At 50.3% G+C, this 15,363-nt stretch carries 9 protein-coding genes; all 9 read left to right on the top strand.

Annotated elements, in window-relative coordinates:
* The first annotated feature begins 24 nt into the window (after nt 1–24).
* Nucleotides 25–1,476, top strand: coding sequence for a RagB/SusD family nutrient uptake outer membrane protein (locus GJR95_RS32945; protein ID WP_162389903.1), 1,452 nt, complete (start codon nt 25–27; stop codon nt 1,474–1,476).
* Nucleotides 1,477–1,539: 63 nt separating this feature from the next.
* A complete protein-coding gene (locus tag GJR95_RS32940) occupies nt 1,540–2,094 on the top strand; it encodes a gluconate 2-dehydrogenase subunit 3 family protein (RefSeq protein WP_162389902.1) in 555 nt (184 codons plus the stop codon).
* 66 nt (nt 2,095–2,160) lie between these two features.
* On the top strand, nt 2,161–3,870 hold the full coding sequence (locus tag GJR95_RS32935; protein WP_162389901.1) for a GMC oxidoreductase: 1,710 nt from the start codon (nt 2,161–2,163) through the stop codon (nt 3,868–3,870).
* Nucleotides 3,871–3,924: 54 nt separating this feature from the next.
* Nucleotides 3,925–6,123 (top strand): hypothetical protein, encoded by a 2,199-nt coding sequence (locus tag GJR95_RS32930; protein ID WP_162389900.1) that lies wholly within the window; start codon nt 3,925–3,927, stop codon nt 6,121–6,123.
* Nucleotides 6,124–6,197: 74 nt separating this feature from the next.
* The gene (locus tag GJR95_RS32925) at nt 6,198–6,809 is read left to right on the top strand and encodes an RNA polymerase sigma factor (RefSeq protein ID WP_162389899.1); all 612 of its coding nucleotides are present in this window, start codon (nt 6,198–6,200) and stop codon (nt 6,807–6,809) included.
* A 128-nt stretch (nt 6,810–6,937) separates the two neighbouring features.
* Nucleotides 6,938–7,939, top strand: coding sequence for a FecR family protein (locus tag GJR95_RS32920; RefSeq protein WP_162389898.1), 1,002 nt, complete (start codon nt 6,938–6,940; stop codon nt 7,937–7,939).
* A 92-nt stretch (nt 7,940–8,031) separates the two neighbouring features.
* Complete coding sequence (locus GJR95_RS32915; protein WP_162389897.1) at nt 8,032–11,553, top strand: SusC/RagA family TonB-linked outer membrane protein; 3,522 nt, start codon at nt 8,032–8,034, stop codon at nt 11,551–11,553.
* Between the two features lie 29 nt (nt 11,554–11,582).
* Nucleotides 11,583–13,022: a RagB/SusD family nutrient uptake outer membrane protein gene (locus GJR95_RS32910; protein WP_162389896.1), complete on the top strand. Its 1,440-nt coding sequence runs from the start codon at nt 11,583–11,585 to the stop codon at nt 13,020–13,022.
* Nucleotides 13,023–13,121: 99 nt separating this feature from the next.
* Entirely contained in the window at nt 13,122–15,299 is a 2,178-nt protein-coding gene (locus tag GJR95_RS32905; RefSeq protein ID WP_162389895.1) for an alpha-amylase family protein, read from the top strand.
* The last annotated feature ends 64 nt before the right edge of the window (nt 15,300–15,363 follow it).

Below are 15,363 nucleotides of genomic sequence, written 5' to 3'. Positions count from 1 at the left end.
CAATTAACCAACGCATTCGCAATCATGAAGACCTATACAATTCTTACGACTCTGCTGATTTTGCTGACGATCAGTTCATGCAGCCAGCAATTTCTGGACTTAAAGCCCATTTCGAACGCAACAACCGACAATTTCTACAAAACGGGCGACGATATCCGGAACGCCGTGAGTGGTAGCTACGCGGCTCTACAAGCCGACGGTGTTACGGGAAACAGCTACGTATTCACCGAAATAGCTTCCGATAACACCTTGCCGGTGGCGTCGGGGTCAATCACCGATCAGGATGAGTTCGACCGTTTCTATATCAAAACGACCAATCCGTACATAAATGGTCGCTGGAATGATAGCTACACGGCCATTGCCCGCTACAACACGATTCTGGATAAAATTGGCGATATCACCATGGACGAAAGCCTGAAGAGCCGCAACATTGGTGAAATTAAGTTTCTGCGTGCGCTGATCTATTTCAATCTGGTGCAAACGTTCGGCGATGTACCGCTGGTTACCAAGGCCATCAATGATCCTGACGAAGGCTACGCCTACTCCCGTAATCCAAAAACAGAGGTTTATGCTCAAATTGAGAAAGATCTCGCCGATGCCGAAGGTGCCTTGCCCGTTTCCTATACGGGTGTCGATATTGGTCGGGCAACAAAGGGTGCCGCCAGGGCGCTCCTGGGCAAAGTCTATCTTACAGAAAAGAAATTCGCACAGGCGGTGGCCAAACTCAAAGAAGTCATTGATCTGAACGTGTATACCATTCTGCCGAGCTACGCCGATGTATTTAAAGTGAGCAATAAAAATCACAAAGAATCGGTTTTTGATGTGCAGTACAAATCGGGCGGATCGGGTGAAGGCAACCCCTGGCCCAACCTGTTTGCTCCCCAAAATTCGGGCAACTCGGTCATTGCGTTTAGTGGCAACGGCAACAACCAACCCACCGACGATCTGATAAAGGCTTTTGAAACGGGTGATGTACGTAAAGACGTTTCGCTGGCTACGTCCTATGTCAATGCAAGCGGGCAGACGGTTCAGGCTAACTATGTAAAAAAGTATTTCGATACGCCGGTCGTCAACAACGACAATGGGAACAACATTCCGGTCATTCGCTACGCTGACGTGCTCCTGATGTACGCCGAAAGCCTGAACGAAGTTGGTTATCAGGCAACGGGTGAAGCGTTAACGTACCTGAATCAGATTCGGAGCCGGGCTGGCCTGAAACCTAAACCCGCCACCGACATTCCTGATCAGCAGTCGTTCCGGCTGGCGATGGAACAGGAACGGCGCGTGGAGTTTGCGTTTGAAGGTCAGCGCTGGTATGATCTCGTTCGCACAGGGCGGGCCGTTACGGTGATGAATAGCAAAAAAGACCAGATTAGACTGGTCAATGTACTGACTGACAACAATCTGGTTTTCCCCATTCCACAGAGCCAGATCGACATCAATAAAGACAAAATCAAGCAAAATCCTGGGTATTAAACCGATATGCTGGTCTTTTATGGGCAACTCTTAAAAGGCCAGCCTAACTTAATCAATAAGCGAATGAACAGACGGGAAGCAGTAACGCATGTAGCCTGGATACTCGGAGGAGTATTTTCGGCCCCAACTCTACAGGCCATGAGCCGGTGGGAACAGATTGGCAGCCAGGCAAGTGCTCTTCGCCAATCAGGTTCTTTTCTGACCGAAACGCAGCATGAAATCATGGCTCGCGTTGCTGAGCTGATCATTCCACGAACCGATACTCCCGGCGCCATCGACGCGGGTGTACCCGATTTCATGGAGGTTATGCTTCGCGACTGTTACCGGAAGCCCGCCCAGGATACGTTTTTGGCCGGAGTAGGCGAACTGGAGCAGAAAGGCTTCCTGAAGTTATCGCCCGATCAGCAAACGACCACTCTAAAACAGGTAGAAGCTGAAACACAGAAAACTAGTGATTCGTCGTTCTGGCTCATCACTAAAGAGTTGACCCTGCTTGGCTATTACACATCCGAAGTGGGCGTTAAAGCCTCATTTGATTACCAGCCGATTCCGGGGCGATTCGAAGCAATTAAAATAAAACCGGGGCAAAAAGATTTCATGTACGGCAATCAGGCCTAATCACTGATCATCACCCTGTCAACGTCCGTTGCGGTAATCCTTCACTCTTTCACCCATTAGAATACGATGAACCTGAACATCAAAGCAGATAAAGCCCAGACCTATGATGCCATTGTTGTTGGATCGGGAATGACCGGGGGCTGGGCCGCTAAAGAACTGACCGAAAAAGGCCTGAAAGTACTGGTCGTCGAACGAGGCTATGAACTCAAGCACGTCGAAGATTACAAAACGGCCATGAAAGACCCGTGGGAGTTCGAGCATCGCGGCAAAATACCCATTGTGGCTGCCGAAGAGCATTATGCGACCATGTACTTTTCGGCCAAGGAAGGTTCGCAATACCTCTATAGCAACGACAAGGAAAATCCATACATCCAGAAGCGGCCTTTCAACTGGATTCGGGCTTACCATACGGGCGGGAAATCGCTGTTGTGGGGCAAGCATACCTACCGCTGGAATCGCGAAGATTTTCTGGCGAATGCGAAGCAGGGGCTTGGTGTCGACTGGCCGATCCGGTACGATGATCTGATTCCCTGGTACAATTACGTCGAAAAGTTTGTGGGAATCAGTGGCCAGGCCGAAGGATTAGCGGTATTGCCCGACAGTAATTTCCTGCCACCCATGGCCATGACCGCGCCCGAAATTCATCTGAAAAAATCGGTAGCCCAGAAGCTGAATCGCCCGATCACCATTGGCCGGGTTGCCCACCTGACCAAGCCTCAGCCGTGGCATACCGCCGTTGGCCGGGCCAGTTGTCAGTTCCGAAACCGGTGTTCGCGAGGCTGCCCGTTTGGTGCTTATTTCAGCTCACTGGCCGCAACGATACCGGCGGCTCGACAGACCAACCGGCTCACCATCGTGCACAATGCTATCGTCAAGGAAATTATTCTGGACGATAAAGCCCAGAAAGCCAAAGGCGTACGGGTCATTGATCAAAATACGCTGGAAGTTCGTGAGTTCTACGCCAAGCTGATTTTCCTGAATGCCGGAACCATTGGCTCTACATCTATTCTGATGAATTCGAAATCGGCCCGTTTCCCGAATGGACTCGGCAACGACAGCGATCAGTTAGGCCGCAACCTGATGGATCACCACCTTGCCATTGGGGCACGGGCCGACATCGAAGGGTTCGAAGACGACTACTTCTTTGGGGCGCGTCCGGGCAGTTTGTACATACCGCGCTTCCGAAACTGGGGCAACGACAAACGCGACTACCTACGGGGCTTTGGCTATCAGGGAGGAGCCTCCCGCGCCGACTGGTCACGAGGGGCCACCGAAACGGGCTTTGGCGCTGACTTCAAGAAGAAAATGACGCAGCCCGGACCCTGGAAAATTAATCTTAGCGGTTTCGGTGAAGTGCTTCCCAATCCAAACAATCGCTTCTACCTCAGCGAAGACCAGAAAGACAAGTGGGGTCTACCTCAGATCGTTTTCGATGCTGATTTTGGCGAAAATGAACGGGCCATGCGCAAAGACATCATGAACGATGGTGCCGAAATGCTCGAAGCGGCTGGCTTCAAAAATGTGGTTCCTTACGACAATCCCGTCGCACACATGGGTTTGGGCATTCACGAAATGGGCACGGCCCGCATGGGTAAAGATCCAAAAACGTCGGTGCTCAATAAATTCAACCAGGTACACGCCTGCAAAAATGTATTCGTCACCGATGGATCAGCAATGACCTCGGCCTCAAATGTAAATCCTTCGCTGACCTATATGGCACTGACGGCTCGGGCAGCCAGCTATGCGGTCGAGCAGTTAAAAGCCGGAAGCCTTTGAGTTGTTCGGCGTAGCCTTGGTTTGACTATGCCGAACAACAAATTATTTCAACTGATGAAAAGGCAATACATTATTTTTTGGGTTTTCATGCTGGTGTCTTTCCCGCCATTTGTGTTCGCACAGGCAACAGGCGGCAAGAATTCTCAGGTCGCCATTAGCTTTGATACAAGCAGTAAACCACTTCGTTTTGGTGTAGATCATCTGGAGAAAGCACTTCAAAAGGCTGGGCAATCCGTCAGGACAGAGTCACTGACAGCGCAGGCAAAAACAGGGAATATCACGATTCAGGTGCTGTCCGCCCAGGCCGAGCCAACGATTCGCGAGGAGGGCTACCGAATCAGTTATCAGGCCGGGCAGCTTCAGCTAACGGCCGTCGATCCGGTGGGAGCGATGTATGCTGCTATGGATGTTGCGGAGCAGATCAGCATGGGTAAAACCTGGAAAACATTGGCCTCTAAGACCGTGAGCCCTCACTTTACCGTACGCGCTCTGAAAGTCAATTTACCGTGGTCGTCCTACCGCTCCGGCCCGGCGATGGAGGTGCATACAGACGTGTGTAAAGACCTGGCATACTGGCAGAAGCTACTGGACCAGATGGCCGAAAACCATTTTAACGTGCTGTCACTCTGGAATATTCACCCGTTCCCGTTCATGGTAAAACCCACTAACTTTCCCGAAGCCAATAGCTTTTCCGACAAGGAAATGGCCGAGTGGAAACAATTGTGGACAGCTTTGTTTCGAATGGCCAAAGAGCGGGGTATCGATCCCTATATTGTCAACTGGAATATTGCCGTATCGCCCGAATTTGCAAAGCACTACGGCGTCAACGAGCGAAACGATACCTCAGCCATCGTGAAGCGATACACCCGCGAAGTCGTTACGCAGGTGATCAACGAATACCCCGATCTGGCGGGTATCGGCATTACGCTGGCCGACTGGATGAGCAATTTTAAAGCAGAAGGATCGACCTTACCCGACATGACACCCAAAGACCGGGAAGACTGGCTGGAAGAAACCATTGTAGCCGGTATTAAAGCAGCCAACCGCCCCGTCAAATTCCTGCACCGATCGGTGCTCTCTGCCGATCCGGCCGAAATGCGACGCGTCATCAACAATGCCCATCTGCCCGATACGACCCTGGTCGAGATTAAATTCAACTGGTCGCATGGGCACTCGACACCGGTGCTTGCCTTAACGCACGACTCCCATTCCGGCAAGCGTGATGATGGCTACTGGAATCCGACACCCACGAATTACCGCATTCAGTGGATGATTCGGAACGAGGATTTTTTTATTCTCCGCTGGGGCCAGCCTGATTTCATTCGTCGGCACATTTCGCAAAATACGGCCCCCTATGTCAATGGCTATTTCGTGGGTTCAGAAGGGTATATTCCGGCCAGTGATTATTCGCACGTTGCCAACGCCCACCGTACCTGGAACTACGCGTTTGAGAAGCAATGGTTGTTCTATCAACTCTGGGGGCGTCTATTGTATGATCCCACAACGCCCGACGCCGTATTTGAAGCCAGCTTTGCGAACCGATACGCGCTTAAATCGGGCAAGCCGATGGTAGAGGCCAGTGCGGCAGCGAGCCAAATGCCCTTGCGGCTGGCATCCTTTTTCGGATCGACCTGGGATTATACGCTGTATTCCGAAGGGTTCCTGTCGCCATTTCCGGCCAGCAAGGGCTTTCAGGACGATGTTTCTTCCTTCATTTCGATCAACGAACTAATTGATCACCAGACCTTAGACCCGGCTTATGTATCCATCAAAGATTACGTTACCTGGGTACAGGAAAAGAAGCCGATACCGACCGACAAGGTAAGCCCATTAGCACTGGCCGATTTACTCGACGCCGATAGTAAAACGGTTCTTACACGTGTCCAGCAACTACGTTTGGGGGCTTCGCCTACGTTAGCCTGCGAACTGGCAGATCTGGAAACCTGGGCGTATCTGAGCCGTTATTTTGCTGATAAACTCCGGGCCGGAGTGGCCTTGCAGACGTATCGGATTTCTCAGAATAAAACCCAGCAACAGCTGGCAATAGGCTTATTAATGAAGTGTCGGGATCACTGGCAAAAGGTCAGCGAAATCACCGCCAGTCACTACCACGAAGTACCTTACATTGAGGGGTATATCTCAAAAGAAAACGCCTATAAAGATGCAAAACGTTTTTTCTGGCCGAATTATCTGCCACAGGTTGAACGCGACATCCGATTAGCAGAAGAAGCCAGTCTGGTCGGTAAACAGTGATAAAATCAAATACGACAATGAAATTATACCACAAAGCCACGTACTCTGTTTAACTTGCTAACCGGTTCAACGAAATGGTTTCTGCTAATCGTGTAATGAGTTCCGCCGTTCAACAGGAAGATGAAACAAGCTGGTGGCTACGGCTCCTGCGTGGAGAACCGAACGCATTGGCTTTCTTTTACGAAAGGTATGCCGACTGGTTGTTAAAATACGGCCTATCGGTTGCTTATAACCGCGAACTCGTACAGGATTCTGTTCAGGAGCTTTTCATTCAAATCTGGAACCGCCGTGAAAACCTGACCGTCCCTCAATCGGTCAAGTATTACCTCATGGTTTCGCTGCGCCGAATTATTCTAAAAGATGTCATGACCGGGCGGCTCACAACCGAACTGTTTCCGGATCATACACTCGCCGTTGATGATCAGTCTGGTCTTGACTTTGAAGAAGTTGCAGAAGCAAACGTTCGAAAATTGCAGGCCGCCGTCCGGGCATTACCCCCTCGTCAGCAGGAGGTTATCTTCCTCCGCTTTTTCGACAAAATGAGCTATGAGGAAATAACAGGGCTTACTGGTCTTGATTATCAGGTACTTCGAAACACGATCCACCGCGCCATCAAAGCGCTCCGACAGGCACTCATTCACAACATTGATTTGTTGCTGCCTTTTTTTCTGCTATCTACCATTTAGCTGACTATCAGATAGTTAAATAATTTTGTTTATTTTTTAGAAAAATTTTCCTTTTTCGGAGGTTACGAAAACCGGCTTCGGCTTTCTATGTACTTGTAGCCACACACTACCTTCTCTTAATTTTTGTTATGAACTATTCTGACTTTAACGAAGAAGATTTTGCTGCCGACGATTTCTTTCAGCGATGGGTTCTTGAACAGGACATCGAAAGCGAATCGTTCTGGCAAAACTGGCTGGTCGATCATCCGGAGAAGCGGTTGATCGTCAAGAAGGCACAATGGATTGTTCAGAATGTCTCCTTCACCGAAACATGGAGTCCAGCTGAGCGGGCAGCGATGTGGCAGACCATACAGGCGAATCTAGTTCCGGACGTAAAAGAAGAGGCACCTGTTATCCCGCTTTGGCGTCGATTGGGCTGGGTCGCAGCGGCCAGTATTGTTCTGGTGCTCGGGAGTGTAGGGTTATTTTATTCACTGTGGAACGAGCAGGAAATTAAGACTTCGTTTGGCGAAATGCGCCAGATTAAGTTAGCCGATGGGTCAACCGTAACGCTGAATGCCAACTCAACGCTAAAGATTCCCAATGACTTTTTAGGGAAACCCAGCCGGGAAGTCTGGATTGAAGGCGAAGCTTTCTTCGATGTTACCCAACGAATTGTGAAAGCGGGGAAAGTACCGTTTGTTGTGCACGCCAACAACCTGACCATCCAGGTGTTAGGTACGGCCTTCAACGTGATAAACCGCCGGGAAAAGATCGACGTCGCGCTGGAACACGGTTCAGTAAAGGTGGTCGATGAGCAGAATACGACGAATGCCGTAGTACTTAAACCCGGCGAAAAGGTGAGTCAGGTTGCCCAAAAAGCCCCGCTGGTGAAACAGGCCGTTCAGATTGAAGACTATACGTCGTGGAAAGAAAACGTTATTCTCTTCAAACAGAAGTCGTTGACCGAGCTCGCCGAGATGATGAAAGATATGTATGACATCGACGTAGTGATCGACAATCCGGCCCTAAAACAGGAAACGTTTACCGGCTCTTTCCCCGCCGACTCGGCCGAGGTCTTCTTCGACAAGCTCGAAAAAATGTATCCCATTGCTATTCATAAGGATGGAAAAGTCTTTCACCTGAAGTGATAAAAAAATCCCGCCCTGATGCTTGAGGTCTTGCCGGACGAGTAGCATAAGGACGGGCGTAATCAATTGTAAACCCTAAACCTAAAAAAAGAATGTCTCAATCACTACGAGCAGTTCTGTTTTTTTTGTCGCTGCATGGCGTCCTGCTGCTATCAGAGACAGCCAGGGCCCAGACGTTTGCCGTTAACTATTCGCGGCCATCGTTTCAGGGCGAAGTATCCGCCACGCGCCTTTCGTTGAATGAAGCGCTGGATGTGCTGAGCAAGCATCACAAAGTAATTTTTGAGTTCAACGACAATTTACTGAAGAATAAAACCGTCGATCGGAGTCTGCTCGACAGTAAGCAAAGTCTGGAAGGAAAGCTCGAACGTATATTAATACCGTTCGGACTGATATACGAGCGGTATGGCAAAAAATCGTACCTGATTTTTCTGCCGAACAACGGTGTTAAACCATCCGCCGAACCGAAATCGATCGATAGGAGCCTCTTAAAAGCATCCGCCGATGAAAGCTCGCTGTACAATTCGCTGGATTCCAGAACCGACCAGGACAGGCTCCAGCGACTCAGCGAGATTCCGGTATTACCCGTCCAATTGGCCGACGTCGCTGTGCAGGGAGCCGTAACGGACGATAAAGGTGAATCCTTACCGGGTGTGAGTATTATTCTGAAAGGGTCTCAGAAAGGAACAACAACCGATGCGCAGGGTCGGTATAAAATCGATGTACCAAACGCAGCGGCTACGCTGATATTCAGCTTCGTAGGCTATCTGTCGCAGGAAGTGACCGTTGGCAATCGGACAAGTCTGGATGTGGTTCTGAAGGTAGACAACAAAACCCTCGAAGAGATTGTCGTTGTTGGTTATGGTACAGTAAAACGGAAAGATCTGACGGGTTCAGTCGGATCGGTCAGCACGCAGGAAATCAAGGAATTAGCCGTTGCCCGGATCGATCAGGCGCTTCTGGGGAAAGTAGCCGGTGTTCAGGTAAAAACGGTCAGTGGCGATCCCGGTGCGGCACCGCAAATCAAGATACGCGGCATTGGCAGCATCTCGGCCGGATCGAACCCGCTGTATGTTGTCGATGGCTTTCCGATTGATAATATCCAGACGCTGAACCCGAATGATGTGGAGAGCATGGATATCCTGAAAGATGCTTCGGCAACGGCTATTTACGGCTCGCGGGGCGCCAATGGCGTTATCATCATCAACACAAAGCGCGGTAAAACGGGCAAGGCAACGATCAGTTTTGACACCTATCATGGGTTTCAAAATGTATTGAAGCGCCCCGAATTTCTCAACGCAAACCAGCAGGCTCAATATTACTTCGATGGTATCCGGAACCGCAATATCGACAATGGGAACAATGTATCTGGTCCTTTTACGGGTTGGGCCATTCCCGTACCACAAACCGTTCAGGATGTGCTGTCTGGCAAAAATACATACAACACCGATGCGCTTGATGGTGTGTTGCGTACGGCCCCGCAAAGCCAGTATCAGCTGTCGGCATCGGGCGGTAGTGAAAACGTGAAATATGCGATCAGCGGGGAGTACTTCAATCAGGAAGGGATTATTCTGAACAGCAACTTTAACCGGTATTCGCTACGGGCTAATATCGATGCCAAACTGACCAATAAGCTATCGGTACGGCTGAATGTCAACACGGCTTATACCGATGCGAAAGTGGTTACGGCCAGCGGTCCGGGTGGTGGTGATAACGACGGCATTATCGCGCAGGCAACCTCTGCCCAGCCGTATTATCCGCTCTACAATGCCGATGGTAGTTACTTCGTTTACTCCAACCTCGATGCGTCGACCATTCTCCTCAACCCGGTAGCGCTGGCGCTGGAAATTCAGGGAAAGCGAAAAGGAATGCGGATGCTGGGCAATGTCAATCTGGAGTATAAATTCACCGATGCTCTGAGCTTGAATGTCATGCTGGGTGCCACATCGTATAATACGAAGGCGATGCGGTTCCGACCCCAGATCCCGGCTTTCTACAACAACGCGGCTGTTGGTACCGACAGCACGTCAAGTACGCTGAACTGGCTCACCGAGTACACGCTGAATTACCGGAAGAGTTTCGGCAAACATAACCTGGTGGGTCTGGCTGGCTTTACGGCCCAGAAAGAAACCAATGAGTCAAACTTCCTGACCAGCAACCGGTTTCCGAACAATTTAGTACCCACGCTAAGCGCTGTCAGTGGTATTCTGACCGATGGGTCGTCCAGCACCTATCAGTGGTCATTGCTTTCCTATCTGGCACGGGTCAATTACAACTACAGCGATAAATATTACCTGACAGCATCCATTCGTACCGATGGATCATCGCGATTCGGAAGCAGTCATAAATACGGTGTATTCCCTTCGCTGGCCGTTGCATGGCGTATTTCGGATGAAGATTTTCTGAAAAGCGTCCGGAGTTTGAGCGAACTGAAACTTCGGGTGAGCTACGGTGAAACAGGCAACAACAACATCGGCAATTACGAGCACTACCCGACCATCAACTACGAAAAATATACGCTCGGTGGTGTCGCCATCGGTGGCAATGCGCCCGCCCGGCCCGCCAATCCGAACCTGACCTGGGAAAAACAAAAATCCTTCAACATTGGACTCGACGCCAGCTTTTTCAACCGTCGGTTGACCGTCAACATCGATCATTTTCAGGCCCGGAACGCCGATTTGCTGCTGAACGTAAACGTTCCTGATATCACGGGCTTCAGCACGGCGTTGCAGAACATCGGCGAGGTTAAAAATACGGGCTGGGAGTTTGTTGTCAGTACGCTAAACCTGCAAAACAAGCTGGTCTGGTCCACTGATTTCAACATCTCGACCTACCAAAACAAGGTTGTTAAACTAGGCGTACAGGGCGACCCCATTATTTCGGGCCGGAACATCACCATGATTGGCCAGCCGATCGGCATGTTCTACGGCTTTTTAACGGATGGCATCTTTAAAACCCAGGCCGAAGTAGACAAAGGTCCGGTCTATAATCCAGGGGCTCCGGATCGGTCGCGGCCGGGCGATATCCGATTTGTCGACGTCAGCGGTCCAAATGGCACACCCGATGGTATCATCAATAATTACGATAACACCATTATGGGTAGCCCCTACCCCAATTTTTACTACGGCATGACCAACCGATTGTCGTATAAGAACATCAGTCTCAGCATCAACATCCAGGGGACACAAGGCAATGAAGTGATCAGTACGGCCCGTAACATTACGCTACTCACCCGGTCGCGCAGCCGCACACTATCGACGCAGGCAAACTACTGGAAATCGGAGCAGGACCCCGGCGATGGCGTAACACCCCGGCCAAACGATGCTCCGACCGGTGGCATTCGGCTGTCGAATCAGCGCTATGTCGATACCGGTTCGTACCTGCGGATCAACAACATCACGCTCAGCTACCAACTGCCCAGCGATTTCGTTAAGCGGCTTTCACTCAACTCGATTCGGGTTTATTCGAGTGCGAACAATCCGTTTATTTTCACGAAAAACACCTCGTTCAATCCCGATGTCAGCAGCAGTGGCGATGCGCTCACCCCCGGTATCGATCTCAACAACTACCCATTGGCGAAGAGTTTTCTATTTGGGTTAAACGTTACTTTCTGATGTCAGTCATCCTCCCAAAAACCACGACGATGAAAAAGCTCCTAAACCTTGTCGCCTTGACATCTCTCCTGATGGTGTCGTGCAGTAAAGAATTTATTGAAATTCCGCCCGTTGCTACCGTGAGCGTGGATGCTTTATACAAAACCGACAAAGATTTTCAGGATGCGGTTGTGGCTTCTTACAACACGCTCCAAACGCAGTATCAGGACTTCTGGATCTATGGCGATGCACGGGGTGATGACTCGCGGCAGGAAGTCGTAAAAACCGACCCCTGGTATTTTTCGGATGCCTTTATCCTAAGCAGTGATAACGATCTGCTCAAAACAACCTGGCGGAACTATTACAACATCATCAACCGCACGAATATCATCCTGGCAAAAATTGAAAGTGCCGATGCGGCCGTTGTTACAAATAAACCCCGGCACATCGCTGAAGCGAAGTTTTTACGGGCGTTTGCGTATTTCGATCTGGTCAGGATATTTGGCGACGTCCCTCTGCTGACCAAACCCGTAACGACGGCCGAAGCCTATACCCAGGCACGCGAGAAAGCCGATAAGATCTACGAAGAGGTAATCATTAAAGATCTTCTGGATGCCGAAAATGGCCTGCCTGTCAAATACACCGGAGCCGATGTTGGCCGGGCAACAAAAGGGGCAGCCAAAGCGATTCTGGGTCGCGTTTACATGACCCGCAAGGATTTTGTAAAAGCCGAAACCAAACTACAGGAAGTAACTACACTCGGGTATTCGCTCCTACCGAACTACAATGATCTGTTCGACTACACGAAAAACGAGCACCACAACGAATACATCTTCGACATTGAGTACGAAGAAGGTATTGGCGAAGGCAGCGTTTTCACGAATCGGTTTTTCCCAAACTCGGCGGCCATGGCCGATGTCTATGGTGTGAAAGGGGGCCTGACCGAAACCAATTCACCTTCGCCCGGTTTGTTCGCCATTTTTACCGCCGACGATAAACGAAAAGACATCACTGTGCAAAAAGATGGTTTTATCGATAAGACCGGAGCTTTTGTAAAACTTCCCTCGGCAACGTCGCAGGCTTACACCAGGAAATACATTACGCCCGTGGGAACGGCCAATGACAGCCGGGCCAACTGGAAAGTGATTCGCTATGCCGATGTGCTGCTGCTTTATGCCGAAGCGCTGAATGAAAACGGTAAAACCGCTCAGGCTCTTCCTTTTATCAATCAGGTTCGGACTCGGGCAGGTCTGACCGGATACAGTAATCTGGCGAAAGATGAGTTGCGCGAAAAGATTTACCTGGAACGCCGGTTAGAATTATCATTTGAAGGCGTTCGCTGGTTCGACCTGGTCAGAACGGGCCGCGCTTTCGATACACTTAAATCGCTGGGTATGAAAGAATACATGACAGTTTTTGCGGTTCCACTAGGCCAGATTCAACTCATGAACAATCGTACCCTGTTCCCGCAGAACCCAGGCTACGAATAACGACCTGTTTTGTTCCGACTATCCACACCGATCTATCAATCAACGAAGCAGACACGAGACAATAACATTACCGGAGCCATTACGCTCATACGTACTACTATGGAAAGAAGAGATTTCATTAAAACCACTGGCCTCATCGGAGGTGCCTATGCGCTTACAGGTCCTTCCGCCCTGGCAACTCCGGCAACCAGTATACTCGCCCCAACAGAAACTTTCTGGCTCGATGGACCGATGCGATGGGCACAGCTTGCCTTTGTGGAACGTGACCCCGGTCATTACGATCCTGATTTCTGGCTCCACTATTTCAAGCGTATCCATGCCGATGGCGCACTGTTGAGCGCGGGTGGCATTGTAGCCTTTTATCCGACTAAAATTCCCCTGCATCACCGCAGCGATTTTATGGGTAATTCCGATACGTTGGGCTACCTGGTGGAGGGCTGCAAAAAACAGGGTATGAAAATCATGCTGCGTACCGATCCGCACGCAGTCCGGCAGGATGTCTATGACGCTCACCCCGACTGGATCGCCGTTACCGTCGACGGGCAGAAACGCCGTCACTGGGCCAACCCGGATTTGTGGGTCACCTGCGCTCTGGGGCCTTATAATTTTGATTTCATGACGCAGGTGAATCAGGAGATCATGGAAAAATTCCAGCCCGAAGGGATTTTCTCGAACCGCTGGCATGGCCATGACATTTGTTACTGCGAACACTGCAAGACTAATTTCAAAACGGCCTCCGGTCTCGAACTGCCCAAAGCTGCCGACAAACTCGATCCAACGTATCGCAAATGGGCCGATTGGCGTATGAAACGCTTACGCGAAGTGTGGTCGGTGTGGGATGCAGGCATTCGTAAACAAAAACCGACGGCCCGCTTCATTCCCAACGGTTTTCCCGATAAAGTAATGACCGGCAAAGAAGCCGATCTCTTCTTCGCCGACCAACAGGCCCGACGTGGCCTTACCCCGCCCTGGGCGAATGGAAAAGGAGCCAAAGAACTCCGCTCAACACTGGGTCTGAAACCACTGATCGGTATTTTCAGCGTCGGTATTGAAGAAGAATTTCGCTGGAAAGATTCGGTTCAGAACGATGCCGAAATCAGGATTTGGGTAGCCGAAGGTACTGCCAACGGCATGCGCCCCTGTTTTGTGAAATTTGGGGGCGACATCTACGACAAACGGTGGATGGAAGCAGTAGCCAAACTGTATGAAGGCTACCATAAAAACGAGAAATACCTCCGCAACACGGCATCGTTAGCTCGGGTCGGCATCGTTTATTCGGAACAAACCGACCGCAATTACGGCGGAAAACCCTGGCAGCAGAAAAGCGGTGACCATCTTGACGGCATGTACCACAACCTTGTGGAGAACCGCATTCCGTTCGACATGGTAAACGACCGACTGCTCACACCCGAAGACCTCAAGCGATTCAAACTGCTGATCCTCCCCAATATCGCAGCACTTTCAGACACACAGTGCAAGCAGTTACAGACCTTTGTGGACAATGGCGGCAGCATTGTATCTACCTTCGAAACATCGTTGTATGACGAAGAAGGCAAACAACGCTCCGATTTCGGTTTAGCCAGTCTGTTCGGGGTTTCGTATGACCAGAAAGTAGAAGGACCTCTACGGAACAGCTACCTGCAACTGCGTCAGGATGCGAAAAATAGTCAGACACAGCTGATTCTGAAAGGGCTGGACGATACGCCCCGGATCATCAACACGATTTACAAAGTCAACGTAAAACCGACAGCTACATTCCCCAGCCCGATTACACTGATTCCTACCTACCCAGACTTACCGATGGAGGATGTGTATCCACGCGTCGCCGAAACCGATACACGGGAGCTATACCTGCGGCAGGTGGGTAAAGGACGGGTAGCCTACATTCCCGGCGATCTGGACCGCTCTTTCTGGCAACTGATGGGCACCGATCACGGACAGCTTCTGAGTAATGTCGTGAATTGGGCACTCGACGAAGAACCGGTGGCCGCCGTAACGGGGCCGGGTGTAATTGATGTAAACGTTTGGCGGCAGGCCAACTCGATGACGGTGCATCTGGTAAATCTAACGAACCCCATGATGATGAAGGGTCCTTTTCGGGAGTTGATACCCGTAGAAGCACAGGTCAGCATTATGGTTCCGGCAGGCGCAAAAGTAACTGGGGTAAAGCTACTTATGAGCGATCAAAAGCCTAAATTTGAGCTAAAAGGTGGTAAAGTAACAGTGACGGTGCCTAAAATCCTCGATCACGAGATTGTAGCGCTGGATTTAGCCTAATAGCCAATCAGACCTATCTCAAACCTATAAGGTTTCAAAAACCTTATAGGTTTAGACTTGATAA

It is taken from the genome of Spirosoma endbachense (genome assembly GCF_010233585.1).
Lineage (GTDB): Bacteria > Bacteroidota > Bacteroidia > Cytophagales > Spirosomataceae > Spirosoma > Spirosoma endbachense.
Note: the sequence above shows the minus strand (reverse complement) of the source record. Positions and strands in the feature narration are given on the sequence as shown.